Below are 23,385 nucleotides of genomic sequence, written 5' to 3'. Positions count from 1 at the left end.
TTGACCGAAAGAGCAATCTTGTGCCATTTCTGGCAGTCGATTGATCGATATGCACAGCAGAAGTGTGGAAAAAGTCAGATGACGATCGCAAAATACATGCCCGACGACCTTGATCGCCGGATCATCGGCCACCTGCGCGCCGATGGCCGGGCATCGCTCGCCAAGCTCGCCGATGCGCTCGGCGTCGCGCGCGGCACGGTGCAGAGCCGCCTCGACCGACTGATGGAGACCGGCACGCTGCTTGGTTTCACGGTTCGGGTCAGGGATGATTACGACGCGCACAGCGTGCACGCCGTCATGATGATCGAGGTATCGGGCAAGTCGACCACCCACGTCATCCGCAAGCTGCGCGGCTTCCCGGAGATGCAGGCGCTGCACACGACGAACGGCAACTGGGACCTGGTCGCCAACATCCGAGCCGCGAGCCTCTCGGATTTCGATCGCGTGCTGCGCGAAGTCCGCATGGTCGACGGCGTCTCCAACAGCGAGACGAGCCTGCTTCTCAGCAGCGTGTGAACGAGCCTTCGCCGGCCCGCTTACACCTCGAAGACGTCCTCGAAGGATTCCGGAAAGCTTTGGCGCGCGACCCGTTCGTCGATGACGAACATCGCCTCGTAGGACAGTGGATCGAAATCCTTGTCGGCCGCCACGACCTCGCGGCCGAAGAGCAGGTTGAGGCGGGCGGCGTCGAGATTGCCGCGCTCGAAGGGTTCTGCGCCGAAATGGTGCCAGAGCGCGTGCAGGAAGGCGGCGTCGATGCGGTGCTCGGCCGTGCCGGGGCGGGCGCGACGGGGCAACGCCTTGATCGGCGTCACCCCTTTCGGATTGGCGCGCCGGATGGTGAACTGCACGCCCGTACCCGGCATGCCGGACGGAAAGCCGCGGTGTTTCGTCATGTCGGGAAGGGTGGGCATCCGGTCCTCCTTACGCCTGGCCGATCTTGTCCTGGGTCTTCGTGTCGAAGTCCGAGGCGTCGTGGCGCTCATGCAGCTGCTCGGACGGATCGCCGTTCAGCCGGTTGACCATGCGGCCGCGCTTGACCGCCGGGCGGGCAGCGATTTCGGCCGTCCAGCGCTGCACGTTCGTATAGCTCTGCACGTCGAGGAAGGTGCCGGCATCGCCATATTGCTTGCCCTGAGCAAGGCCGCCATACCAGGGCCAGATCGCCATGTCGGCGATCGTATAATCGGCGCCGGCCATGAACTGGTTTTCCGCGAGATGGCGGTCGAGCACGTCGAGCTGGCGCTTCACCTCCATGGCATAGCGGTCGATGGCATATTTGATATGAACCGGCGCATAGGCATAAAAATGGCCGAAGCCGCCGCCGAGGAAGGGCGCAGAGCCCATCTGCCAGAACAACCAGTTGAAGGTTTCCGCGCGGGCGCGAAGCTCGCTGGGCAGGAAGGCACCGAACTTTTCGGCGAGATAGAGCAGGATGGAGGCGGATTCGAAGACGCGCACCGGCGCACCGCCACCCTTCGGCGCATGGTCCATCAGCGCCGGGATCTTGGAGTTCGGATTGGCCGCGACGAAGCCGGAGCCGAACTGCTCGCCATCCCCGATGCGGATCGGCCACGCGTCGTATTCGGCCTCGGCATGGCCGGCGGCCAGAAGCTCTTCCAGCAGGATCGTCACCTTCACGCCATTGGGCGTGGCCAGCGAATAGAGCTGCAGCGGGTGTTTGCCGACCGGCAGGTCCTTGTCCTGCGTGGGGCCGGCGATCGGCCGGTTGATGCTGGCGAAGGCGCCGCCATTGCCCTTGTCCCAGGTCCAGACCTTCGGAACTTCATAGCCGGCGGGGAAATTGTCGGCGGGGGATTTCTCGGTCATGAAATAGATCCTTGTCGTCGAAACAGCATGTCCTGACCGTTCTATAGCGCCCTTATGCCGCCTTCTGGAAGGCGCGTATCAGTTCGAAAGAATTTTTCGACGGTCAAACAAACAAACCGGCCAGGTGCGCTGGCCGGTTTGTTCGTCGTATTTCGAGGGCAAGGATGGCTAGCGAACACCCTTTGCGCGATCCCAGGCCTGCGTCCACATTTTGAGCGCTTTCTGGCTCAGCGCCTTCGGCAGGTGGAAGCGTTTCTGCGCTTCTTCGGAAGGGTAAAGGTCGGGGTTCGAGCGCAGTTTCTCGTCGAGCAATGGGAGGGCGGCCTTGTTGGCGGTGGAGAAGCCGGTTTCCGTGGCAGCGGTCGCAGCAATCTCGGGGCGCATCACGAAGTCGATGAAGGCGTGGGCGGCTTCCGGATGGGACGCGTCGGCGGGTATGGCGAGCACATCGGCCCAGACGAGATTGCCCTCCTTCGACAGTTTATAGGTAATCGTGAAGGGCTTGCCCGCCTCCTTCGCCCGGCTGCTGGCGATCAGCATGTCGCCGGAAAAGCCGATTGCCAGGCACAGGCCGCCATCGGCGAGGTCGTTGACATAGCTGGAGCTGTGGAACTTGCGCACATAGGGGCGGACCTTCGAGACGACCTCCACCGCCTTTTCCAGTTCGTCCTTGTCGGTCGTATCGGGATTGAGCCCCAGATAGATCAAGGCGAGGCCGAGCACCTGCTCGGCATCGTCGAGCATACCGACGCCGCAGGAGGCGAATTTTTCGACGACCGCGGGATCGAAGACCATGCGCAGCGAATCGACCGGCGCGTCCGGCATGATCTCCTGCACCTTCTCGACATTGTAGCCGACGCCGGTCGTGCCCCACATCCAGGGCACGTTATGGGCATTGCCGGGATCGACCGCGGTGGCGCGCTCCAGCACGACCGGGTCGATATTGCCGAAATTGGCAAGCTTGCTGCGGTCGAGCGCGCCCCAGACGCCGACCGGCAACTGGCGCAGGAAGTGCGGTGAGAGGTTGACGGTGACGAGGTCGTAACCTGACTTTCCCGTCAGCATCTTGGTCTCGACCATGTCGTTGGAATCGAACAGGTCGTAGGAGACCTTTATGCCCGTCTCCTTCTCGAAGGCCGCGATCGACGCCGCGCTGAAATAGGACTCCCAGGAGTAGAGGTAGAGAACCTTCTCTTCGGCCGAAACCGAGGTTGCCGTAAGGCATGCCGCAAGCGTGAGCCAGCGTTTCATCGTCTTTCTCCGTGCTGTTGGTTCGGTTGGTGCCGGACTGTCAGGCTGCTTTGTCCGAGAGCAGCCGCGCCGGTGTCGGCTGGAGCAGGGGGCCGTAGAGATCGGTGCGCCGGTCGCGGAAGACGCCCCAGCTGCGGCGCGCCTCGGCGATGGCGTCGAGGTCGAGGGCGGCGGTGATTACGCCTTCGGAAACCCGGTCGGCCTCGGCAAGCTTGGCGCCGGTGTGGTCGGCGATGAAGGAGGAGCCGTAGAAGGTGACCGCCGATGTCTTGCCCGCTTCGACGCCGATCCGGCTGGCCGCGATGACGGGCGTGAGGTTGGCGCCGGCATGGCCCTGCATAACGCGCTGCCAGTGGTCGCGCGAATCCCAGCCCGGATAGGAGGGTTCCGAGCCGATCGCCGTCGGATAGACCAGCACTTCGGCGCCCAGCAGCACCATGGCGCGCGCCGCCTCCGGGAACCACTGGTCCCAGCACACCCCGGCACCCACCTTGCCGGCCGCCGTTTCGAACACGCGAAAACCCGTATCGCCATCGGCAAAGTAGAATTTTTCCGAATAACCGGGGCTGTCGGGGATATGGCTCTTGCGGTAATGGCCGAGCACCTTGCCATCGGCATCGATCATCACGAGCGTGTTGAACAGGCGGGCACCATCGCGCTCGAAGAGGGACACCGGCAGCACGACGCCCGTCTCGCGGGCGAGCGCCGCCATGCGGGCGACGGTCGGGTGGCCCTGCAGCGGCCGGGCGCGGGCATTGTGGATTTTATCCTCGTCGACACAGAAATAGACGCCTTCGAACAGCTCCTGAAGCACAACGAGTTGGGCACCCCTTCGAGCCGCCTCGCGCACATGGGTTTCGAGCTTTTCGAGATTGGCCTCGATATCGTCAGTGCACGCAATCTGCACCGCAGCCGCAATCATGGAACGCATAGCTTCACCTCATTCGGGTTGTTGTTGCGTGACGCAGTGGATGCCACCGCCGTTTTCGTAGATGCGATCGACCTCAAGCTCGACGATGCGGCGGCCCGGATGCAGCCGGCCGAGCACGTCTGCGGCGCGCGCATCCGCCTTGCGATCGCCGAAGCGTGGAGTGTAGAGCGCGCCGTTGCCGACATAGTAGTTGGCGTAGCTGGTCAAAAAATCCTCGCTCGTCGAGCGAACGTCGGTGGCGGCGGGAATGGAGACGATCTCCAGCGGACGGCCCCTGGCGTCTCGCGCCTTGGCGAGGATCGCGAGCGCCTCCTCATGGGCGCGACCCCATTCCGACGTGTCGCCGGGATAGCTGCTGGCGATCACGATGCCCGGCGCGACGAAGCGGAACGACCCGTCGATATGCCCGTCGGTGATATCCAGCCCGCGCACACCGGGCACCCAGAGCACCGTTTCGACACCGAGCACCGCCTTGAGGCGCCGTTCGATTTGGGCGCGCTCCAGCCCGGGATTGCGGTTGTCGTTCACCCAGCAGCTTTCGGTGAGGAGCAGCGTGCCATCGCCGTCATATTCCAGGCCGCCGCCTTCGCCGCAGAGGCCCGCGTCGAGCCGCTCCGTGCGTGCTTGCTCCGCGATGCGGGCGGCAAGCTGGCCGTCGCGGGCGTGGACCTGCTTGCCGCCCCAGCCGTTGAAGTGGAAATCGACGGCCGCGACGCTGCCATCCGCCTTGCGCACGAAGACCGGCGCGCTGTCGCGGGCCCACATGTCGTCGGTCGGGATGTCGACAAGCTCGACCCTGGGGCCGCACAGGCGGGCGGCTAGATCGTGCTGGTCCGCCGCGGCGGCCATCGTAACGGGTTCGTTTTCCGCGATCGCGGCGGCGAGCCGGCCCAGTGTTTCCTGCACGCTTTCGAAATAGGCGCCCGAACCGCCGTAGAGCTTCGGCGTGCTCGGCCAGGCCATCCAGGTCCGTGCGTGGCGTTCCGATTCAGCGGGGACTGTGATCAAAGCTTTCTCCTCTGCGGCTCGGACCGGTATCTCGGGCAGGAGCGCCAGACCCGCCGCCGCCAGCACGAAGTGACGCCGGGTCAATGCCGCGGTCACAACGGCTGTTCCTGCGTGATGCAATGGATCGCCCCGCCGGCAGGAACCACGGCCCCGACGTCGACGGTGACGATGCGCCGCTCCGGAAAAGCGCGGGCGACGGCCGCCTTGGCCTCCTCGCCGGAGGGGCGGCCGAAGGTCGGCATCACGACGCCGCCATTGGTCAGTGCGAAATTGATGTAGGAGCGGGCAAAAACCTCGCTGGTCGCCTCGACGTCATAGGCCTCCGGAATGGGGATCACCTCGAAGCGGCGGCCGCGCGCGTCCGTCTGGCTGTTGAGGGCTGCGAGGTTGTCGGCAAGGATGCGGCCGTGCAGGTCGGCCGGGTCGGGATTGTATTCGAACATCACGACCCCGGGTTTCACGAAGCAGCACATGCCGTCGACATGGCCGTCGGTCTCCAGGTCGAGCGGATCGCCCGGCAGCCAGACGACCTTTTTCAGGCCGAGCATGCGCAGCAATTCCTGCTCCACCCAGGCTTTTGAGAGGCCGGGATTGCGGTTGGGGTGAAGAAGGCTCGTTTCGGTCGCAATCAGCGTGCCTTCGCCGTCGCAGGCAAGCGAGCCGCCCTCGCAGAACAGGAAGGAGCGCAGGATTTCCGCACCTTCATGCGCCAGAACATTGCCGGCCAACGCATCGTCGGCGTCGAAGGGCTCGTGTTTGCGGCCCCAGGCGTTAAAACGCCAGGACACGCCGGCGAGGCCGCCATCGCTGCGCTTGAGGAAGGTCGGGCCGGAATCGCGGATCCAGCAATCGTCGATCGGCAGGGCGACGACGTCGATGCCTTGGCCGAGATGGGCACGGGCGCCGTCGGCATGATCGGGGTGGGCCACCATGCTGACGTGCTCGAAATCCGCAATGGCGCGGGCGACATCGGCATAGGCCTGCTGCATTGCCGGCAGGCGATCGCCATAGAGGTCCTGCCGGTGCGGCCAGGCCATCCAGGTCTTGGCATGGGGCTCGAACTCACCCGGCCGGCGCAGTTTCACCGCCGTGTCCGGCCATGCTTTCGTATCCATGATTGACTCCTATTCATCTATGGCGCTCATTATCGGGGCGACAGAGGCCCGATACAAACGAGAAGCATTCCTGCTGATAGTGAATGGAATTCATGGATGCTGAAATTCCGGCATATCCCCCCGACCCAGTTCCTGAAGGGTTTCGAAGCGGCGGCGCGGCTGGAAAGTTTCAGCCGCGCGGCGGAAGAGGTCGGCCTCACGCAATCGGCCATCAGCCATCAGATGCGCCTTCTCGAAGGCCAGATCGGGCAGCCGCTGTTCCTGCGCATCGGCCGGGAGGTGCGCCTCACGGATGCCGGGCGCGACTATCACCGCACGGTGCGGCGTTGCCTGGAGTTGATGGAGGAGGGCTATCGGCGCCTGGAGCCTTATCGCAAGCCCGGCAGCGTCGTGATCTATGCGCCACGGGATTTTTCGCGGCGCTGGCTTCTGCCGCGCCTCCCGGCGCTAAAGGCTGCGGCACCCGCCTGCGAGCCCTGGCTCGACACCAGCGGGGTGCCGGTCGATTTCGAGACGATGGAAGTCGATATCGCCATCATCCACGCCCACGAGCCGCCGGCGGGCTGCGAAAGCCTGCTGATCGCCCGCGATCGTGTTTCCCCGGTCGCAGCACCGGCGCTCACGGCCACGCTGACCCAGCCCGCCGACCTGCTGCGGGCGCCGCTGATCCATGACGAGGGCCCCGTCGGCTGGACCGATTGGCTGGGGCATATGGGCATCGAGACGGCAACGGTCTGGAAGGGCGCTAATTTCAGCGACAGCGATATCGCTTTGGCGGCGGCGGAGCTTGGCCAGGGCGTGGCGCTTGCCAGCGCCCTGCTTGCCGAAGCGGCCATCGCCGCTGGCACGCTGGTTCAGCCCTTCATGGCCGTCATCGGCTCACCGCGCGCCTGGTATGCGCTTTCCAGCGAGGGGCGGCTCAGGGACGCCGATGTGCGGGATACCTGGCGCTGGCTCGAAGGGCTGGCCGAGGGCGCTTAGCCGAAGACGTGGGCCTTGCCGGTGACGTCGAGGCGCACGAGATTGCCGGCTGCGGGCAGCGCGACGCTGGAGGTCTTGATCAGGATCGGCGGCAGGGCGACGTCCGCCAGCGCCACGGCCACGGTGCAGATGGCGCCACCGAACTGCACATCCACCACGCGCCCGCCATTCTGCGGTGCGGCGGCATCGACGACGACGCGGATCTGTTCGGGCCGCAGCATGATTTCCGCTTTGCCCGCATGGTCGCTTTCGACCGCCACGCGCCCGAGCGCGCAGTCCGCGAAACCGTTGCGCACGATCGCCGGCAGCAGCACGGCATCGCCAAGAAACAGCGCCGTCTCCCGATCGCGCGGATGCTGGTAAAGCATTTGCGGCGAGCCCGCCTGAACCAGCCGCCCCTCGCGCAGCACCGCGACCTGGTCGGCGAAGGACAGCGCCTCCGCCTGGTCATGGGTGACGAGAATTGCGGTGATGCCGGCATTTTGCAGCACGCGCGCGACCGCCTTGCGCATGTTTTCACGCAGGCCCGTATCGAGCGCGGAGAAGGGTTCGTCGAGCAGCATCAGCCGCGGCCGGCGGCCGAGCGCGCGGGCCAGCGCTACGCGTTGCTGCTGGCCGCCGGAAAGCTGGTGCGGCCGGCGGGTCGCCATGGCGCCGTCGAGTTCCACCATTTCCATCAGTTCGGCGATTCGGCTTGCCCGGTCCGGGGCACCGCGCTCGAAGCCGAAGGCGATGTTGTCGGCGACGCTCAGATGCGGAAACAGCGCGCCATCCTGCGAGACGATGCCGATGCCGCGTTTGTGCGCCGGCACGCCCGCCGGTCCGTCGGCAAGCAGCGCGCCGTCGAGGCTGAGCCGACCGGAATCGGGAAACTCGAAGCCGGCGATGATGCGCAGGAGCGTCGTCTTGCCCGATCCGGACGGGCCGACCACCGCCGTGCGGCTGCCGGGTGGAACGGAAAGGCTGACCGCATCGAGCGCGCGCACGGGACCATAGCGCTTGCTGACGGTTTCGAGGTCGAGCAGCGTCATTGTCCGGCCGTCCGTTTCGATTGGGCATGGAGAAGAAGGGTAAGCGGCAGCGACAGGACCACCATCATCACCGCGTAAGGTGCTGCGGCGACATAGTCGATCTCGCTCGTCAGCGACCAGAAGCGGGTGGCGAGCGTCTCGACGCCATTCGGCGCCAGCATCAGGGTGGCTGTCAGTTCATTGGTGATGCCGAGCGCCACGAGGGCGACGCCGGCGGCGGCACCGGGGGCGGCGAGGCGCAGGGTGATCTGGCGCAGCGCCTGGGCGGGCGTGCGCCCGAGCGCCATCGCCGCGCGCTCCAGCTCCACCGGCGCCTGCGCGATGCTGGCGCGAAGCCCCACCATCGCACGCGGCAAGAACATCAGCACGTAGCCAGCGAGTAGCATCGCGAATGTCTGGTAGAGCGGCAGCAGGAAGCGAACGGTGATCGACACCAGCGCCAACGCCACCACCACGCCCGGCAGCGAGCCGACATAATAATGGCAGGCTTCGAGCAGCCGTTGCAGCCGGCCGGGGGCGCGCACCGAAAGCCAGGCCATCGGCACGGCGGCGATGGTCGCGAGGATGCCACCGGCAAGCGCCAGCACGATGGTCTGCGCCACCGCACCCGTCACCTCGTTGTTCCAGATATCGAGGCCGCCGATCCACAGCCAGCGGCCGAGTGTGAGCAGCGGCACGCCAAGGGTGAGGAGGGCAAGCCCGGCCGGCACAAGAAGGGCCGGCAGCGCAAGGCGCCCGAGCCGACGCCGGTCGACCGGCCGTGCGGCACCGGCACCAACACGCGCGTAACGCTCGTTGCCACGCACCAGCACTTCCAGCGCCAGCAGGAAGAGGCAGCAGGTGACCAGCACGCCGCCGATCATGTTGGCGGCGGGGCTGTTATAGGAGGACTGGAACTGGTCGACGATCGCGGTGGCCAGCGTGTCGAAGCGGATCATCGCGAAGAGACCGTATTCCGACAGCAGATGCAGGCCAATCAGCAGCGAACCGCCGCAGATGGCGAGGCGAAGCTGCGGCAACACCACGCGGAAAAACACCGCAACGGGCGCGAGGCCGAGCGAGGCGGCGGCATCCTCCACTGCTGGATCAAGTCGCCTAAGCGCTGCCGCCACCGGCAGGTAGAGAAAAGGGTAATAGGCGAGAACGGCAACGAAGACGCCGCCTGAAAGCCCGCGCATGCTCGGCACGAGGCTGACCCACGCATAGCTGTGCACGAAGGCCGGAACGGCGAGCGGGGTAATCGCCAGCCACGCCCAGAGCCGCGCACCGGGAATGTCGGTGCGCTCCGTCAGCCAGGCGAGCCCGACCGCGAGCGCGATCGACAGCGGAATGGTGATGACTTCCAAATAGACCGTGCTCAGAATCAGCTCGCCGATGCGCGGGCGGAAGACCAGGGTCTTCACCGTTTCCCAACCGACATCGTAGGTCACCCAGGCGATGAAGCCGAGCGGCACAAGGCTGAACAGCGCGACGAGCGTGGCAAGGGCGACCACCGGCACACGCGGAAGCAAGGCGGTCGCCCGCTTTCGCGCCGGCCACGCCCCGTTGAACGCTTCTGCTGTACTATCCTGCAACAAGGCCCATGCCTTCATGCCGTGAGAAAGGTCGGACGGCCGCTGGAACGGTCACCCGACCCTGCCGTAAGGATTTCTTGAGAAAAAGGCAATGGTTTGCAATTGAGGGCCGGGGGGCAAAACTCTATCGTCATGGGATGACCCTGTCCCACGCCGATAGAATCGAAGGCCCGCTGTTTTCGCGCCTCAGCCTCGCCTGGCAGTTCGCCGTTGCCGGTGCGGCCGTGCTGGTCGTTGGCATGGTGCTGATCGGCCTGTGGGTGACGAGCCGCATCGAGCGGGAGGCGGTGCGCAATGCCGGGTCAGTGACGGCGCTTTACGTCGACAGCATCATCGCGCCGCTGACCTCGGAGCTGACCTCCGCCGAAACGCTGAGCGAGGGCGCGCGAAAAACGCTGACCGAGACGTTGCAACAGGGCGCGCTCAGCACGCGGCTGTTCTCCTTCAAGCTCTGGCGGACGGACGGCACCATCATCTTCAGCAGCGAACCGAGCCTGATCGGAAAGCGCTTCGAGGTGTCGCCAAAGCTCGCTTCCGCGTCGGCCGGAACCGTACATGCCGAATTCGACCACCTGCATTCCGACGAAAACCGCATAGAGCGGGAGAGCCGGATTGCGATGCTGGAAATCTACAGCCCCATCCGCGAGGCCTGGTCCGGCGAGGTCGTCGCCGTCGCGGAATTTTATGAGAAGGCTGACGAGCTGCGGGCCGATCTCAACACGGTGCGCATGCAGAGCTGGCTTGTCGTCGCGGCCGTGACGGCCGGCATGTTGGTCCTGCTCTTCGGCATCGTCGCGCGTGGCAACCACCGGATCAAGACGCAGCGGCGCTCGCTCGACGAGCAGGTCGTGGAGCTCTCGCGCATGCTTGCCGTCAACCGCTCGCTGCGCTTGCGGGCGGACAGGGCCAACCAGCGCGCCGCTGCCCTGAACGAACAATATCTGCGGCGGATTTCGGCCGAGCTGCATGACGGCCCGACGCAGTTGCTCGGCTTCGCGGCGCTTCGGCTCGAAGCGATCAGCACCGGACGAGCACGCGATGACGATGCCTTGCGCGTCCAGCAATCCATCAACGCCGCAATCGAGGATATCCGCAACATCTGCCGTGGCCTCACGCTGCCCGAACTTGAGATGCTGAGCGGTAACGACGTCGCCCTTCGCGCGATCCGCGAGCACGAGACGCATTCCCGCGGCGCCGTTCTGGCGCGTATCGCGCCAGTGCATGTCGCGTCGCAGGCGGCCAAGATCTGCATTTACCGCTTCATCCAGGAAACCTTGAGCAATGCGGCGCGCCATGCCAAGGCAAGCCGCGTCTCGGTGGGCGTGGCGGAAGCGGGCGGCATGGTCGAGATATGCGTGGAGGATGATGGGATCGGCTTTGTTCGACGCCCGGACGACCGGGGGCTTGGCCTGACCGGTCTGGAAGAGCGGATCACCGGTCTCGGTGGCCAACTCGAAATCCAATCGGGTAGCGCCGGAACCATAGTGCGCATGAAAATTCCAGCCCATGACACCGACCATGCTTAGAATAGCGATCGCCGACGACCATCCGATCTATCGCAACGGGCTTGTGAGAAGCCTGGAGGACGAGGCCGATATCGTCGTGGTCGGCGAGGGCGCCAGTGCCGAGGATGCCGTTGCGCTCTACAGCGAGAAGAGGCCGGACGCGATCCTCGTCGACCTGTCGATGCCCGGCGGCGGCCATCTGGCGCTGTCCTCCATTCTGCAATGCGACCCCTCGGCCGCCGTGATCGTGCTGACGGCATCCGAAGAGCGCGATGATTTGCTCGCCGCCATCAAGATCGGTGCTCGCGGCTATGTGCTGAAGGGCGTCGATGCGCCGACCCTCGTCGATATCGTCAGGCGCGTCGTCGCCGGTGAGAGCTATGTGTCCTCCGGCCTTGCCGCGCGCATCCTCGTCGAGATGAAGGTGCCCTCCGAGGGGCCGGCACTGGCCGATGGCGATCCCTCGACGACGCTCGCCAGCCTCACGCCGCGCGAAGAACAGGTGCTGAGCCTCGTCGCGGCGGGAAACAGCAACAAGGAAATCGCCCGCCACCTGAATCTTCAGGAAAAGACCGTCAAACACAACATGACGCGCATCCTGCAAAAGCTGCGGGCGCGCAACCGCACCGAGGCCGCGATGTTCCTGCGCAATGCCCGCAACGGGCCATAGGGACTTAAGTCCGCATGGCACCGGCCGGCAGCGGAGTTATAAGTGGAGTGTGTTTGCCCAGTTTTCTGCGGCTGCCGATGAATTTCATATCGAAGGAGAACAACATGACGAAGTCGATCCGGATAACATTCGCAGCACTGTCGCTTCTCGCGGCCACCGGGCTGGGCTCCAGTGCCCGCGCCGAGGAGTTCCAGGAGCTCGTCGTCTACAACGCCCAGCATGAAGGGCTCGGAAAGGCATGGATCGAGGCCTTCACGGAGGAAACGGGCATCAAGGTCGTCGTGCGCAAGGGCAGCGACATGGAGTTCGCCAACCTGATCCTCCAGGAAGGCGACCTGACGCCGGCCGATGTGTTTCTCACGGAAAACTCGCCGGCCATGGCGCTGCTCGACCAGGAAGGGCGTTTCGCGCCGGTCGATAAGGAGACGCTCGACCAGGTTCCCGCGGAATACCGCCCGGCCGACGGCATGTGGACGGGCATTGCCGCGCGCTCGACGGTCTTCGCCTATGACAAGACGAAGCTCACCGAGGACAAGCTGCCGAAATCCATGCTCGATCTCGCCGACCCGGCCTGGAAGGGCCGCTGGGGCGCATCGCCCGCCGGCGCGGATTTCCAGGCGATCGTCGGCGCGCTGCTGCAGTTGAAGGGTGAGGAGGCAACGGCGTCCTGGCTGACGGCCATGAAGGAAAACGCCACCCCCTTCAAGGGCAACAGCACCGCCATGAAGGCGGTCAATGCCGGCGAAATCGAAGGCGCGGTGATCTACCACTACTACTGGTTCGGCGATCAGGCGAAGACCGGCGAAAACAGCAACAACGTGGTCCTGCACTATTTCAAGAATCAGGATCCGGGCGCCTTCGTCAGCATTTCCGGCGGCGGCATCCTGAAGACCAGCAAGCACCAGAAAGAAGCCCAGGCCTTCCTGAAATGGGTCACCGGCAAGGGCGGCCAGTCGATCCTGCGCGACGGCGATTCCTTCGAATATGCGATCGCCGGCGATGCCAATCCCAAGCTCGTGCCGCTGAAGGACCTGGACGCACCGAAGGTCGAAGCCTCCACGCTCGACAGCAAGAAGGTCGTGGAACTGATGACGGCCGCCGGCCTGCTCTAAAACATAAGCGCCGCAACTAACGGGAAGGGCGGAGAGATTCGCCCTTTTCAGCGTCGTTTCTGGCATTCGGCCCGGAACTCTCCCGGCGGCACGCCGAACTGTGCCTTGAAGACGCGGGAGAACTGGGTCTGGTCGCCGAAACCCCAGCGATAGGCGATCTCGGCGGCGGTCTGGACATTGTCCGGGTCTTCGAGCGCCTCCCGGCAGGCGGCGAGCCTCTGGTCGCGAATCCAGCTTCGCACCGTCTCGTTGGTGTCGCGGAACAGCTCGTGAAGGTAGCGGGTGGAGATGCCGCAGGCGCGCGCGATCCGGTCCGGGTCGAGGCGGAAATCCTGGAGATTGGCGCGGATATAGGCCTCGATGCGGGCGAGGTGGGCAGTGCGCACGGTTGAGTTGCCCGAGGCGAGCACCCGGTCGTCGGCCTTGATCGCCAGCACGAGCAGGTCGACGAGCTGGCGGCCGACCGTCGCCCGCGCCTCCTGCGTCATCCCGTCGAAACGGGCGGGCAGGAGATGCAGCATGTCGGTGAAGAGACCGCCGGCGCCATTGTTCGCCTCGAATTGCAAGGTGCAGAAGCGGTCGGGCGCGCGCATTCGGCCCCCAAGCGCATCGGCTTCGACCTTCAGCACCCACATGTCGGCGGCTTCCGCATGGCTGAACTGGTAGGGCTCGCTGCTGCGCTCCAGGAAGAACCCGCCCGGCCGGCATTTGACGTCGCGGCCGCCCTGGGAAAAGAACACTTCCGCCTTCGCCGGTACGGTGACGAGGAATTCCTCCTCGCGCGCGGCGCGGAAATGATGCGGCAGGCGCAGATATTGCAGCGCGTCGCAGGTGAGGCGCGAGATCGACACGTCGCCGAAGTCCCAGGTCGTCAGGTCGCCGGAAAACCCGTCGGCATCGCGAAAACGCAGGTCGAGCGGAAAATAGGCCGAGGCGATGGCCTCGTGCCAGTGGCGGCTGCGGTCCGGTGCGCGTGTCGCGCTTGTGGTGATGCTCGTCTTCATGCGGCTTCCCCTCTTGCAACAAAGGTATGCACATGGCCGCTGCCCGGCAATGAAAATGGCAGACTGTGCGTTCTGACGCAATTTGTTGTTCCCGCGCTGCAAAGACCGCTGCGGAAAACTCTGCCTAGATTGGGCCAGCTTCAACGGTGCGACAGATACCGGCGGCTCCGGGAACAGACATTTCGACCTATCCACGCGGTTTCCAGACCGTCGGTTCTCGCCCTCAACCAGCGTGAACACGATGCTTCATACCCAGACTTCGAAAGTAGACCCGATCACGCTCTCGGTCGTGCGCGGCATGCTCGAAACGACCCAGCGCGAAATGACGCTCGCACTCGAAAAGACCGCGCGCTCGTCGGTCTTCAACCTGGCGCACGACTATTCGACGGCGCTGTTCAATGCGCGGCCGGAAATGATCCTGCAGGGCCAAGACATTCCGATCCACCTCGGCTCGCTCATTCCAGCCATGAAGGCGGTTGCCGGCTTTTTCGGCGACGATATCCACGAGGGTGACCTGATCCTCCACAACGACCCGGCCTTCGGCGGCAGCCACGCCATTGACACCTGCATGTACAAGCCGGTCTTCTACAAGGGCGAACTGGTCTACTGGACCGTCTGCAAGGGGCATCTCACCGATATCGGCGGCCCGGTGCCGGCCGGCTACAACCCCAATGCGACCGAGATCTACGCCGAGTGCCTGCGCATTCCGCCGGTCAAGATCTGGGACCGCGGCAAGCCGCGCAACGATGTGCTCAACATGATCTTCACCAACATGCGGGCGCGGCGCGACCAGGAGGGCGACTTCCGCGCCCTTATCGGTGCCTGCCAGGTCGGCGAGCGCAATCTCATCGCCATGCTCGACAAATATGGAAAGGAGCAGGTGGACACCTGCGTCGACACGCTGCTCGACATGGCCGACCGACACATGCGCACGCTGATCGCCACCGTGCCGGATGGAACCTATGAAGGCGCGGCCATCCTGGAGGATGCCGGCCACGGTTTTGGCGATTTCGAAATCAAGGCGACGGTCACGATCACGGGAGATAGCTGCCATATCGCCATCGATAGCCCGCCGCAGATCCCCTATTTCATCAACTCCTACGAGGGCAATTCGCATTCCGGCGTCTATCTCGGCCTGATGATGTTTGCCGCCCTGCCGCCGCCCTACAATGAGGGGCTCTACCGCTGCGTCAGCGTCGATTTCGGGCCGAAGGGCACGCTGTGCAATGCGCAGGAGCCTGCACCGCACATGAATTGCACGACGACGCCGATGGAGACGCTGACGGACGCCGTGCGCCTCGCCTTCGAAAAAGCGATGCCCTCCAAGGTCTCCGCCTCCTGGGGCCATGCCAACGGCCTCAACATCGCCGGCCGCGATGCCCGCACCAACGAAGAGTTCGTGACCATGGTGCTCGCCACCATCATTTCCGGCGGCGGTGCGACGCCGAAGCAGGATGGCTGGCATGCGGTCGGCCCGGAATGCTGCTTCGGAGCGCTCACCTCCGGCGATGTGGAGCTGCTCGAATATTCTTATCCGATCATCATCCACCGCTATTCGCTGATGACCGATTCCGGTGGTGCCGGCAAATTCCGCGGCGGCTCGGGCACGGCCTGGGAAGTGGAACCGCTCAACGGCGACATGCTGTGCATCGGTTTTGGCGAGGGACGCCGCATCCCGGCGATGGGTGCTGCCGGCGCGAAATCCGCGGTGGTCGATACCAAGGTCGGGCGCGTCGAGCTGCGCCGCGACGGCGCGGTGCAGGTGGAGCGCAAGAACATCATCGAGACGATCAAACCGGGCCAGACCATCACCAACCTCAATCCGGGCGGCGGCGGCTACGGCGACCCGTTCGAGCGTCCGGTGGAGAAGGTGGTCTCCGACGTGCTGAACGGCCTCGTCTCGATTGCCGGCGCGCGCGCCGATTACGGCGTGGCGATCGCGGACCGGGAGACCCTTGAGGTCGACCGTGCCGAAACCGAACGGCTCAGAGCCACTGCGTAAGGAAGACGAAACATGACCCTGCATTCTTACCGCCTCGGCATCGACGCCGGCGGCACCTTCACCGATTTCGTCATCGCCGACCGCGCAAGCGGAGAGGTCAAGCTGTTCAAGGCGCTCTCGACTCCGTCTGATCCCACACGGGCGATCGAGAACGGCCTCGGCCTGATCGCCGCCGATCTCGCCCGACCGATCGAGGACATCATCGCCAATTGCGACCTCTGCATCAACGGCACCACCGTCGGCCTCAACGCGCTGATCACGCATCGCGGCGGCAAGACGGGGCTGATCTGCACGGCGGGCCACGAGGATTCCATCGAGATCCGCAACGGCCACAAGGAAGACGGCTTCCGCTACGATCCCGAATATCCGGCGGCGACCATGCTCGTGCCGCGCTATCTCCGGCGCGGCGTGCGCGAACGCATCCTCTCCGACGGTTCGGTTCGCACGCCGCTGCACGAGAAGGACGTGCGCGACGCCTGCCGGCTCTTCCTGAAGGAAGGCATCGAGACCGTCGCCATTTCCTTCGTCTGGTCGGTGCTCGACCCGCGGCATGAGGCGCGGGCGGGCGAGATCGTGCGCGAGATGATGCCGGATGCGATCCTCACAGTCGGCAGCGAGCTCTACCCGCAGGTTCGCGAATATACGCGCACCTCGACCGCCGTGACCAATGCCTATCTGGCGCCTGTCATGCGCCGCTACGTCGCCGCCGTCGATGCCTATTTCCGCAAGCTCGGCGCCAAGCAGCCGGTGCGTTATTTCCAGTCGAATGGCGGCCTGGCGGTTGGCCAGGTGATGACCGATCGCTCCGTCTACGCCATCAATTCCGGACCGGCATCGGCGCCGCAGGCGGGGCTTTATGCCGGTGCACCCTTCGATCAGAAGAACGTCATCACCGTCGACATGGGCGGCACGTCCTTCGACATCACGCTGACCCGCAACGGCCAGACCAACCTCAACAAGAACATCGACTTCCTGCGCTATCGCATTGGCGTACCGATGATTCAGGTCGAGACGCTGGGGGCGGGCGGCGGCTCGATCGGCTGGATCGATCCGCTCGGCTTGCTCCAGGTCGGCCCGCAATCGGCAGGTTCCGAACCCGGCCCCGCCTGCTACGGCCAGGGCGGCGTGGAGCCGACTACGTCGGACGCGAACCTCGTGCTCGGCTACCTCAATCCCGATGGGCTTCTCGGCGGCAAGCTGCCGCTCGATATCGAGAATGCGCGCACGGCGGTGGCAAGAGTTGCGGAGCCGCTCGGCATCTCCGTCGAGCAGGCGGCCTATGGCATGTTCGCGATCGTCAACAACAGCATGGTCAACGGCATCCGCCGCGTCTCGGTCGAGCGTGGCTACGATCCGCGGGATTTCGTGCTAGTGGGCGCCGGCGGCGCCACGGCCGCGCATATCACCGCGCTGGCGCGCGAGATGGGCATCGACACCATCATCCTGCCGAAACTCGCCTCGGGGCTCTGCGCCTTCGGCCAGATCATCTCCGACGTGAAGTACAACTACATGGCACCCGCGCCGGTGCGGCTCGACAATGCCGCCGCCTATGAGCGCATCGACAGCCTGTTCCGGGAGATCGAGGCCAAGGGTGTCGCCCATCTCGAAGCGGACGGCTTTGCACCGGACGCCATCGATATCAAGCGCTCGATCGACATGCGTTATGTCGGCCAGGTGCACGAATGCACGGTGGATATCGGCGCCTTCGCCATCGATGAAAGCACGATCGACCAGGTGAAGGACGCTTTTCACGCCCGGCATGAGGAACTCTACACCTATGCCGAACGCCACAGCGCGGTCGAAGTGGTCAACCTCGAATCCACCATCTACGGCCGCATCGAAAAGGTTCGTCCGCCGAAGCTCGCCGAGGGCGGCGGCGCGGAGCAGGCGCTGAAGGGTTTTCGCGAGGCGATCTTCGACCAGTCCGGCAAGGCCAGCTCCACGCCGATCTATGACGGCGGGAAGCTTGGGGCCGGCGCCCGCATCCACGGCCCCGCCATCATCGAGGAGGTGACGACGACCATCGTCATCGAGCCCGGCTGGACGAGCGTGCTGCACGAAAGCGGCAGCTACCTGCTGACACGAGCAAACTGACGGATCTACCTGAAACAAAAGAGGGGATTGCAATGGCAGGCAATGTATCGGCGACCGAAGCCGACAATTCGGACTTTTCCGGCGTGGCGGTGCCACCGAACGCCCGCATGCAGAAAGGCGGGCTGACCATGGCCTGGTGGGCGGTATGCAGCGCCGTCTTCTACATCGTGGTGGGCGCGGCGATGGCGCTCAACTTCGGCACGCGCAATGCCATCATCGGCATCGTGCTGTCCGTCGTGGTCTACGGCATCATCAATGCGGTGCTCAGCCGCTTCGCCATCCGCACCGGCCTTTCCGTGGCACTGTTCTCACGCGTGCTGTTCGGCAATGTCGGGTCGGGGCTTGCGACCCTCATCTTCTGCGCCACGGCGATCTACTATGCCGTGTTCGAAGGTTCGGTCATCGCGGTCGGCATCAACACCATCCTGCCGTCGATCTCCTATCCGGTCGCGGCGCTGATCGTGGTGCTCTACAGCGTGCCGCTGATCTTCGGCAGCATGCAGAGCTGGCTCGACAAGTTCAACGGCGTGCTGCTGCCGTTCTACATTCTCGGCCTCGTCGTCGCGGTGGCGCTCGCCATCAGCGAATATGGCTACAGCGACAAATGGCTGAACCTCGGCCCGGAAACGGGCGCGCCGGCCGGCGGCTGGTGGTCCTGCTTCGTCTATTACATGGGCGTCTGGGTGCTGATGATGTTCACCTTCGACTATGCCCGCTTCGGGCGCACGGAGGATGCCGGCTATCATGCCTGGTTCAATTTCGGCATGCCGTTCTATGCCATGGCGTTCCTCGTAAGCGGCCTCTTCGGCATGTTCATGATCGGCACGGTGCCGGATCTCGGCGCGCTCTCGGAGGTCAGCGTACTGCTGGCACTCCTGAAGCTCATGGGCATCTGGGGCCTGCTGTTCGTCTGGGTCACGCAGACCCGCATCAACACGGCGAACTATTACCTCGCCGCCGTCAACATGGAGGCGCTCGTCCAGCTCTTCGGCCGCTTGCCGTTCGGGCGCGTCGGCTGGGCCATCGCGGTCGGCGTCGTGGTCTATGTGCTCATGCTCGCGGACGTGTTTTCCTACCTGCTCCAGGCGCTCGCCTATCAGGGCATCTTCGTCGTCGCCTGGGTGGCGGTGGCGATGGCGCATATCCTGATCGACCGCTACAGCGCGCTGGTGGGGCAGGCGATCGAATACCGCTCCAGCCATGTGCCGGCCTTCAATCCGCTCGGCATCGGCGCCTGGTTCATCGCGGCCGCCATCGGCATCTGGCTGCATGTCTGGGGTGGCAGCTATGCCGAGCTTTCAGCGCCGGCAACGGCGGTCATCGCCTTCGGCATCTACGCCGCCGGACTGACGCAGGCGCGTCGCTCCTGGTTCCTCGCGGCCGGCTGACGATATGGACCGTGCCTCTCCGGAGGCACGGTTCCCGTGCTTTATGGTTGACGCTCTCGACGCGAACCTGTTGAAACGGTCCATCAAAAGCAGAAAAGGACATGCCGATGGAGCCGCGGTCGATTGCTCAGCTTTCCGTACTCCTGCAAGCGGGCGCGCTTGATCCCGTCGCGCTTGTGGAGGAAACGCTGGCCGCCATCGAGGCCTATGCCGATGCTTCACTCTTCACGGTTCTGCTGAAGGAGCGGGCGAAAGCTGAGGCCGAGGCTTCCCGCCGCCGCATTCGCGAAGGGCGCTCGCTCGGCGTGCTGGATGGCGTGCCGATTGCCTGGAAGGACCTTTTCGACATTCAGGGCCTGCCGACGACCGCCGGCTCCCGCGTGCTGAAGGACAGCGAGCCAGCAGGCGAGGATGCCGCCGTGGTGCAGGCGCTGGCGGGGGCTGGCATGGTCAGCGTCGGGCGCGTGAACATGAGCGAATTCGCCTTTTCCGGCCTCGGCATCAACCCGCATTACGGCACGCCGCGCAACCCGGCCTCGCCGGCGGGCGAACATCGCATTCCCGGCGGCTCCTCGTCCGGCTCCGGCGTTGCGGTCGCGGCTGGCCTTGTTCCGGTTTCCATCGGCACGGATACTGGCGGCTCGGTGCGCATCCCCGCCGCCTTCAACGGCATCGTCGGCTACAAGGCGACGCGCGGGCGCTATTCCATGAAGGGCGTGTTCCCGCTGGCTAAGAGCCTCGATGCGCTCGGGCCGCTCTGCCGCACCGTGCAGGACGCGATCTGGGTCGATGCGGCGATGCGCGGGCTGCCTTCGGCTGACGCGCTGCCACGCCCCGGCGTGGCAGACCTGTCCTTCGTCATTCCCGAGACGGTGTTCTTTGACGGCGCCGAGCCCGAAGTCGTCGCGGCCTTCGAGGCGGCCGTCGCGCGGCTGGCAAAGGCGGGTGCCCGCATCCGCCACCAGGCTTTTCCCGAATTCTCCGCGATCTTCGACCTGATGGCCAAACACGGCGCGCTTGTGACGGCCGAGGCCTTTGTGCTGCACCGCGAGCGCATCCAGGGACCGGCCGCGGCCGAGATGGACCCCCGCGTCGTCAAGCGCACGCTACTCGGCGAGAAGATCACGCTTGCCGATTATCTCGAAACGCTGGCCGCGCGCGACAGGCTGATCACGTCTTTCGAGGAGCGGCTTGGGCCGGAGAGCATCCTCATCAGCCCGACGCTCCCCCATGTCGCTCCGCAGATCCAGCCGCTGCTGGACGACGAGGACCTGTTCTTCCAGGTGAACGGCAAGACGCTGCGCAACACGCTGATCGGCAACTTCCTCGACTGGTGCGGCGTGTCGCTGCCCTGCGGCACCGGTGCTGCCGGCATGCCCGTCGGGCTGCTTCTGTCGGGGCCGAGGAATAGCGACGGACGGGTGCTTGCGGCCGCCTCCACGGTGGAAGGCCTGTTGCGCTAGGCGGGCACGGGTTCGGAGAAAACGGCTTCCAGCAGAGGGCCGCCGGGCATTTGCAGGAAGAGGCGGCGCTCGGCTATGTCCGCGAGATCCATCGGCGAATAGCGGATGCCGAGGCGATCGAGCTTCGCGCGGAAGGCGGCATAGTCCGTCATGCGCAGGCCGACATGATCGATGGCTTCTGCCGCATGATCCTGGCCGGCTCCATGGGACCCGATGATGTGAACGATCGGCTTGCCTTCGCTGTAAAGCCAGCAGCCCGGAATGTGCCGGATCGCCGCCGGCCGCTCGCCTTCCTCCAGATCGAAGACCGTGCGCATGAATTCCCGGGCACCTGCGATATCGCGGGTTCTGATGGTAACGTGGTCGATCTGCATGGCCGATTCCTTTCGACACTCAGATACGACCTCTGGATCGCTCTTATAATAAGGAGGCATCTGAAATCAGAATTCGGTTTCACCGTCGAATGGCGCTTCGTCCCGCGTGGGCTCAGTAATCGACCAGCAGCATTTCCGCTTCCGGCTCGCCGAAGCGCGGTTTGACGCCAAGCAGCGGCGCGACGCGGCGGATGATGGCCTGGATCATCGGGGCCGCCGTGGAGGCCGCCGTTCGCCCGCCGCGCTCGCCCGTGCGCGGCGCATCGATGATGGAGAGCACGATGTACCGCGGCTTGTCCATCGGGAAGGCGGCGACGAAGGCGTTGAAATTGATGTTCTTGGCGTATCGCCCGTTGATCACCTTGTCGGCCGTGCCGGTCTTGCCGCCGACGTGGAAACCCTCCACCTGCGCACCCCGGCCGGAGCCCTTCTGCCCGTTCCAGTCATAAAGGAAGCGCATCTCCGCGCTCGTCTTCTCCTTGATGACGCGGCGGGCGAGCGCCTGCGCCTCTTCCTTGGAGCGGGGCAGGAAGGTCGGCTGGTGGAGGTAGCCGCCATTCATCAGCGCCGCGGCCGCAACCGCCGTCTGCAAGGGGGTGGTGGCGACGCCGTGGCCGAAGGAGATCGTGACGGAGTTGATCTTCTTCCAGGTCTGCGGCTGCGTCGGCGTCGCGACGCCGGGCATTTCCGTGTCCAGCTTGGAGAGCAGGCCAAGCCGCGTGAGGAACTCCCGGTGCCCATCGATGCCGACCATGTCGGCGACCGCGGCCGTTCCGATGTTGGAGGAATACTGGAACACTTCGGGGATGGAGAGCGGGCGGTTCTTGCCCTTGAAGTCGCGGATGGTGAAGCCGCCCATGCGGATCGGGCGGGAAGCATCGACAACGGAATTCAGCGAGATCTTGCCCTCGTCCAGCCCCATCGCCAGTGTGAAGCTCTTGAAGGTCGAGCCCATCTCGAAGGTCGCGTTGCTGATGCGGTTGAACCAGCCCTTTTCATAGGCCTTGTCGACGGTGCCGTCCGGCAGCATGCGGGAGGGCTCGTTCGGGTCGTAATCGGGTACGGAGGCCATCGCCAGCACTTCGCCCGTCTCCACGTCGAGGATCACCGCGCCGGCGGCCTCGGCCTCATAGTCGGTCATCGCCCTTGCGACGACGTCGCGCACGATGTTCTGGACGCGAAGGTCGATCGACAATGTTACCGGCGCCAGCCGCGTGTCGTCGGTGAGGCCGGACGCGCGCAGGTCCGCAAGACCCTGCTGGTCCAGATAGCGCTCCATGCCCGCGAGGCCCTGGTTGTCGACATTGACGTGGCCGACGATATGCGACGCCGTGGCGCCGCCCGGATAGAACCGCCGTTTTTCCGGCCGGAAGCCGATGCCGGGAAGCCCGAGCGCCAGGATATCCGCCTGTTGCTTCGGCGTCAGTTGTCGTCGCAGCCACTGGAACGCGGTCTGGGAGCGGAGCTTCCTATGCGTATCGCTCCAGTCGATATTCGGAACGACCAGCGCGAGCTTTTCCACCACTTCGTCGGCATCGATGATGCGGCGCGGATCGGCGTAGAGCGAGACCATGTTGAGGTCGGTCGCGAGCAGTTCGCCATTGCGGTCGACGATGTTGGGGCGGGAGGCGACCGCATCGACATTGCCGCCGATCGAAGCGGACAGGATCGGCTCGGAAAGGCCGTATTGGAGGAGGCGCACGCCGACCGCGAGATAGATCGCGCAGAAGGCGGCGATCACGATCGCCACGCGCAGCCGCGCCTGTTTGCGGCGGCGCGCATTGGTGCCGATGAACGCCTCGCGCTCGGCATTGCGGCCCTGTTTGACAACGAAATGGGCGCGGCTTTTGAGCCGGATGACGAACGAAATCATTCCAACACCATTCCCCAGCGCCACGACGATCGAATGGCAGGACCCTGCATGCGCAAGGCCAGGAAACCAAGGAAAGAGTTGGTGAAGGGCGGTGCTCGATTAAATTTGCATTAATATACATTTAAAGTCGTGCTGGCCGTCTTAACGATCCGTTAGCCGCCTTGCCGGGGACTTTTCGG

Annotated in this window: 20 protein-coding genes; 9 read left to right on the top strand and 11 right to left on the bottom strand. The window is 64.9% G+C overall.

All coding sequences use genetic code 11. From position 1 onward, the window contains the following. The first annotated feature begins 78 nt into the window (after positions 1-78). Complete coding sequence (locus GB927_RS01395) at positions 79-516, top strand: Lrp/AsnC family transcriptional regulator (RefSeq protein ID WP_256114726.1); 438 nt, start codon at positions 79-81, stop codon at positions 514-516. Positions 517-536: 20 nt separating this feature from the next. Here the strand turns inward: GB927_RS01395 and GB927_RS01390 are convergent, their stop codons facing one another. The 6 genes from GB927_RS01390 to GB927_RS01365 all read right to left on the bottom strand — a co-directional run bounded on the left by GB927_RS01390 (position 537) and on the right by GB927_RS01365 (position 6,135). Next, positions 537-914 (bottom strand): hypothetical protein, encoded by a 378-nt coding sequence (locus GB927_RS01390; RefSeq protein ID WP_256114725.1) that lies wholly within the window; start codon positions 912-914, stop codon positions 537-539. Between the two features lie 10 nt (positions 915-924). Beyond that, positions 925-1,830, bottom strand: a complete 906-nt coding sequence (gene yghU, locus GB927_RS01385) for a glutathione-dependent disulfide-bond oxidoreductase (RefSeq protein ID WP_256114724.1) — start codon at positions 1,828-1,830, stop codon at positions 925-927. A 168-nt stretch (positions 1,831-1,998) separates the two neighbouring features. Continuing rightward, positions 1,999-3,081 carry an extracellular solute-binding protein gene (locus GB927_RS01380; RefSeq protein WP_256114723.1) on the bottom strand — a complete coding sequence of 361 codons (1,083 nt, stop codon included), beginning with the start codon at positions 3,079-3,081 and terminating at the stop codon, positions 1,999-2,001. Positions 3,082-3,121: 40 nt separating this feature from the next. After that, on the bottom strand, positions 3,122-4,012 hold the full coding sequence (aguB, locus tag GB927_RS01375; protein ID WP_256114722.1) for an N-carbamoylputrescine amidase: 891 nt from the start codon (positions 4,010-4,012) through the stop codon (positions 3,122-3,124). 9 nt (positions 4,013-4,021) lie between these two features. Next, positions 4,022-5,020: an agmatine deiminase family protein gene (locus GB927_RS01370; RefSeq protein WP_256114720.1), complete on the bottom strand. Its 999-nt coding sequence runs from the start codon at positions 5,018-5,020 to the stop codon at positions 4,022-4,024. A 92-nt stretch (positions 5,021-5,112) separates the two neighbouring features. After that, entirely contained in the window at positions 5,113-6,135 is a 1,023-nt protein-coding gene (locus GB927_RS01365; RefSeq protein WP_256114719.1) for an agmatine deiminase family protein, read from the bottom strand. Positions 6,136-6,231: 96 nt separating this feature from the next. On the opposite strand from GB927_RS01365, the gene GB927_RS01360 reads away from it, so the two are divergent. Then, positions 6,232-7,116, top strand: a complete 885-nt coding sequence (locus tag GB927_RS01360) for a LysR substrate-binding domain-containing protein (RefSeq protein WP_256114718.1) — start codon at positions 6,232-6,234, stop codon at positions 7,114-7,116. Here the strand turns inward: GB927_RS01360 and GB927_RS01355 are convergent. Then, positions 7,113-8,147, bottom strand: a complete 1,035-nt coding sequence (locus GB927_RS01355) for an ABC transporter ATP-binding protein (RefSeq protein WP_256114717.1) — start codon at positions 8,145-8,147, stop codon at positions 7,113-7,115. The genes GB927_RS01360 and GB927_RS01355 overlap by 4 nt on opposite strands. Next, positions 8,144-9,739 carry an ABC transporter permease gene (locus GB927_RS01350; protein WP_439655463.1) on the bottom strand — a complete coding sequence of 532 codons (1,596 nt, stop codon included), beginning with the start codon at positions 9,737-9,739 and terminating at the stop codon, positions 8,144-8,146. Before GB927_RS01350 ends, GB927_RS01355 begins: the two co-directional genes overlap by 4 nt. A 119-nt stretch (positions 9,740-9,858) precedes the next feature. Here GB927_RS01350 and GB927_RS01345 point away from each other — a divergent pair, with 119 nt between their 5' ends. The 3 genes from GB927_RS01345 (at position 9,859) to GB927_RS01335 (ending at position 13,008) form a co-directional block, all read left to right on the top strand. Further along, a complete protein-coding gene (locus tag GB927_RS01345; protein ID WP_256114715.1) occupies positions 9,859-11,247 on the top strand; it encodes a sensor histidine kinase in 1,389 nt (462 codons plus the stop codon). After that, positions 11,228-11,896, top strand: coding sequence for a response regulator (locus GB927_RS01340; protein ID WP_256114714.1), 669 nt, complete (start codon positions 11,228-11,230; stop codon positions 11,894-11,896). Before GB927_RS01345 ends, GB927_RS01340 begins: the two co-directional genes overlap by 20 nt. Positions 11,897-12,000: 104 nt before the next feature. After that, complete coding sequence (locus GB927_RS01335; RefSeq protein ID WP_256114713.1) at positions 12,001-13,008, top strand: iron ABC transporter substrate-binding protein; 1,008 nt, start codon at positions 12,001-12,003, stop codon at positions 13,006-13,008. A 47-nt stretch (positions 13,009-13,055) separates the two neighbouring features. Here GB927_RS01335 and GB927_RS01330 read toward each other — a convergent pair whose 3' ends face one another. After that, a complete protein-coding gene (locus tag GB927_RS01330) occupies positions 13,056-14,012 on the bottom strand; it encodes an AraC family transcriptional regulator (RefSeq protein ID WP_256114712.1) in 957 nt (318 codons plus the stop codon). 241 nt (positions 14,013-14,253) lie between these two features. On the opposite strand from GB927_RS01330, the gene capB reads away from it, so the two are divergent. The 4 genes from capB to GB927_RS01310 all read left to right on the top strand — a co-directional run bounded on the left by capB (position 14,254) and on the right by GB927_RS01310 (position 20,959). Further along, positions 14,254-16,014, top strand: coding sequence for a caprolactamase subunit beta (capB, locus tag GB927_RS01325; protein WP_256114711.1), 1,761 nt, complete (start codon positions 14,254-14,256; stop codon positions 16,012-16,014). Positions 16,015-16,026: 12 nt separating this feature from the next. Then, positions 16,027-18,108, top strand: a complete 2,082-nt coding sequence (gene capA / locus GB927_RS01320; RefSeq protein ID WP_256114710.1) for a caprolactamase subunit alpha — start codon at positions 16,027-16,029, stop codon at positions 18,106-18,108. A gap of 32 nt (positions 18,109-18,140) precedes the next feature. After that, positions 18,141-19,496, top strand: coding sequence for a purine-cytosine permease family protein (locus tag GB927_RS01315; protein ID WP_256114709.1), 1,356 nt, complete (start codon positions 18,141-18,143; stop codon positions 19,494-19,496). Positions 19,497-19,597: 101 nt separating this feature from the next. After that, positions 19,598-20,959, top strand: a complete 1,362-nt coding sequence (locus GB927_RS01310) for an amidase (protein ID WP_439655462.1) — start codon at positions 19,598-19,600, stop codon at positions 20,957-20,959. Here GB927_RS01310 and GB927_RS01305 read toward each other — a convergent pair. Continuing rightward, on the bottom strand, positions 20,956-21,333 hold the full coding sequence (locus GB927_RS01305; protein ID WP_256114706.1) for a VOC family protein: 378 nt from the start codon (positions 21,331-21,333) through the stop codon (positions 20,956-20,958). The genes GB927_RS01310 and GB927_RS01305 overlap by 4 nt on opposite strands. Before the next feature lie 112 nt (positions 21,334-21,445). Further along, positions 21,446-23,206, bottom strand: a complete 1,761-nt coding sequence (locus tag GB927_RS01300; protein WP_256114705.1) for a peptidoglycan D,D-transpeptidase FtsI family protein — start codon at positions 23,204-23,206, stop codon at positions 21,446-21,448. Between the last annotated feature and the right edge of the window lie 179 nt (positions 23,207-23,385).

Source organism: Shinella lacus, from assembly GCF_010994755.1.
In the GTDB taxonomy this organism is placed as follows: Bacteria; Pseudomonadota; Alphaproteobacteria; order Rhizobiales; family Rhizobiaceae; genus Shinella; species Shinella lacus.
Note: the sequence above shows the minus strand (reverse complement) of the source record. Positions and strands in the feature narration are given on the sequence as shown.

Bases quoted from the DNA above. Each gene is read 5' to 3' on its own strand.
- GB927_RS01335 (WP_256114713.1), top strand. From the start codon at position 12,001: ATGACGAAGTCGATCCGGATAACATTCGCAGCACTGTCGCTTCTCGCG.
- GB927_RS01365 (WP_256114719.1), bottom strand. From the start codon at position 6,135: ATGGATACGAAAGCATGGCCGGACACGGCGGTGAAACTGCGCCGGCCG.
- GB927_RS01350 (WP_439655463.1), bottom strand. From the start codon at position 9,739: ATGAAGGCATGGGCCTTGTTGCAGGATAGTACAGCAGAAGCGTTCAAC.
- GB927_RS01300 (WP_256114705.1), bottom strand. From the start codon at position 23,206: ATGATTTCGTTCGTCATCCGGCTCAAAAGCCGCGCCCATTTCGTTGTC.
- GB927_RS01315 (WP_256114709.1), top strand. From the start codon at position 18,141: ATGGCAGGCAATGTATCGGCGACCGAAGCCGACAATTCGGACTTTTCC.
- GB927_RS01340 (WP_256114714.1), top strand. From the start codon at position 11,228: ATGACACCGACCATGCTTAGAATAGCGATCGCCGACGACCATCCGATC.
- GB927_RS01345 (WP_256114715.1), top strand. From the start codon at position 9,859: ATGACCCTGTCCCACGCCGATAGAATCGAAGGCCCGCTGTTTTCGCGC.
- GB927_RS01380 (WP_256114723.1), bottom strand. From the start codon at position 3,081: ATGAAACGCTGGCTCACGCTTGCGGCATGCCTTACGGCAACCTCGGTT.
- capA (WP_256114710.1), top strand. From the start codon at position 16,027: ATGACCCTGCATTCTTACCGCCTCGGCATCGACGCCGGCGGCACCTTC.
- aguB (WP_256114722.1), bottom strand. From the start codon at position 4,012: ATGCGTTCCATGATTGCGGCTGCGGTGCAGATTGCGTGCACTGACGAT.
- GB927_RS01390 (WP_256114725.1), bottom strand. From the start codon at position 914: ATGCCCACCCTTCCCGACATGACGAAACACCGCGGCTTTCCGTCCGGC.
- yghU (WP_256114724.1), bottom strand. From the start codon at position 1,830: ATGACCGAGAAATCCCCCGCCGACAATTTCCCCGCCGGCTATGAAGTT.
- GB927_RS01355 (WP_256114717.1), bottom strand. From the start codon at position 8,147: ATGACGCTGCTCGACCTCGAAACCGTCAGCAAGCGCTATGGTCCCGTG.
- GB927_RS01305 (WP_256114706.1), bottom strand. From the start codon at position 21,333: ATGCAGATCGACCACGTTACCATCAGAACCCGCGATATCGCAGGTGCC.
- capB (WP_256114711.1), top strand. From the start codon at position 14,254: ATGCTTCATACCCAGACTTCGAAAGTAGACCCGATCACGCTCTCGGTC.
- GB927_RS01360 (WP_256114718.1), top strand. From the start codon at position 6,232: ATGCTGAAATTCCGGCATATCCCCCCGACCCAGTTCCTGAAGGGTTTC.
- GB927_RS01310 (WP_439655462.1), top strand. From the start codon at position 19,598: ATGCCGATGGAGCCGCGGTCGATTGCTCAGCTTTCCGTACTCCTGCAA.
- GB927_RS01330 (WP_256114712.1), bottom strand. From the start codon at position 14,012: ATGAAGACGAGCATCACCACAAGCGCGACACGCGCACCGGACCGCAGC.
- GB927_RS01395 (WP_256114726.1), top strand. From the start codon at position 79: ATGACGATCGCAAAATACATGCCCGACGACCTTGATCGCCGGATCATC.